General features: G+C 38.9%; 1 protein-coding gene. It reads left to right on the plus strand.

Annotated features, from left to right (window positions below; genetic code table 11):
• Positions 1-118: 118 nt before the first annotated feature.
• A complete protein-coding gene (locus HXW94_RS18750; RefSeq protein ID WP_178368411.1) occupies positions 119-1,324 on the plus strand; it encodes a transposase in 1,206 nt (401 codons plus the stop codon).
• The last annotated feature ends 17 nt before the right edge of the window (positions 1,325-1,341 follow it).

The raw sequence follows: 1,341 nt of genomic DNA on the forward strand, positions 1-1,341 counted from the left end.
CAATGGTTCGGACAGTTTTTAGCGTAGTGTTGTAAAAAAAGCTGGACAAGAGTTCTCCAAAATTGAGAAAAAGTTTTATTGAGAAATAAAATTTTCATATCAAACTAAGGAGAACCCTATGGAGACAATAAAGCCTATTTTATCTCAAATGTCCATACCTAAACCGCAACGAAAATTCTTGTTGATTTTATTTTCAACGATAATGATCCTCCGGGGCCGAATGAATTACCGCAACATGAGTCGTTACAGCATTCTCCATGAAAAAAGTTTTTCAAGGAATTTCAAAAAGCCATTCGATTTTACCGAATTGAATCACCGATTGATTTTGGAAACCATCCCTGAAGAAAACAAGAAGATGGCAGCAATTGATGCTTCCTTTGTACCCAAAAGTGGGAAACACAGTTATGGGATCGACTATTTTTGGAGCGGAGTTGCCGGCAAATCCAAAAAAGGGCAGGAAATCTCATCCCTTGCAATTGTTGATCTGGACTATAACACCGCTTACAATCTTTCTGTTGAGCAGACACCTTCCGACAATAAAATCGGCAAAAAAGAGGAAAATCGAATTGATTTCTATCTGCAGCAAATTCAACGTAACCAGAATTACCTGCGTGCCCATGATATCATTTATATTGCTACTGATGGATTTTACAGTAAAACCCGCTTTATCGATGGTCTTGTCGGACTGGGCTTTCATCAAGTTGGCCGTCTGAGAGACGATGCAAATCTTCGTTATCTCTACAAGGGGCCACATGAGAAAAGAAAAGGAGCCAAGAAAAAATATGACGGCAAAGTCAAATATGATGATCTTTCCAAATGGCAATTCGTCAGTGAAATTGAACCGGGTGTCAGTCTGTATACTGCAGATCTGAATTCTCCCCGTTTTAAACGCAACTTGAGAGTCGTTTATCTGCTGGATCAAAGAAATTCTAAAAAATATCGTTATGCCTTATTTTTTTCAACCGATTTGACCCTGGATCCATTAGATATCTTTAATATGTATCGAGCTCGTTTTCAGATTGAGTTCATCTTTCGAGACGCCAAGCAGTTTACCGGACTCACTGATTGCCAAGCCAGAAGCAAAGAAGCTTTAAATTTCCATTTCAATGCATCTTTAACCACACTCAATTTGTTGAAAAAACAGGACCGGGAACAAGCTGAAAATTCTAATTCCAAAGTCTGTTCGATCGCATCCTGGAAGGCCCGTTATTTCAATGAAAACCTACTGGACCGATTTATTTCACACTTAGATTTGGACCCTATCTTGATAAAAAATACGCCTCAATACGAGGAACTGATAAACTACGGTGCTATTAGCGCCTAAATTTGTCCGAACCATTG

It is taken from the genome of Desulfobacter latus, from assembly GCF_013389365.1.
GTDB lineage: Bacteria > Desulfobacterota > Desulfobacteria > Desulfobacterales > Desulfobacteraceae > Desulfobacter > Desulfobacter latus.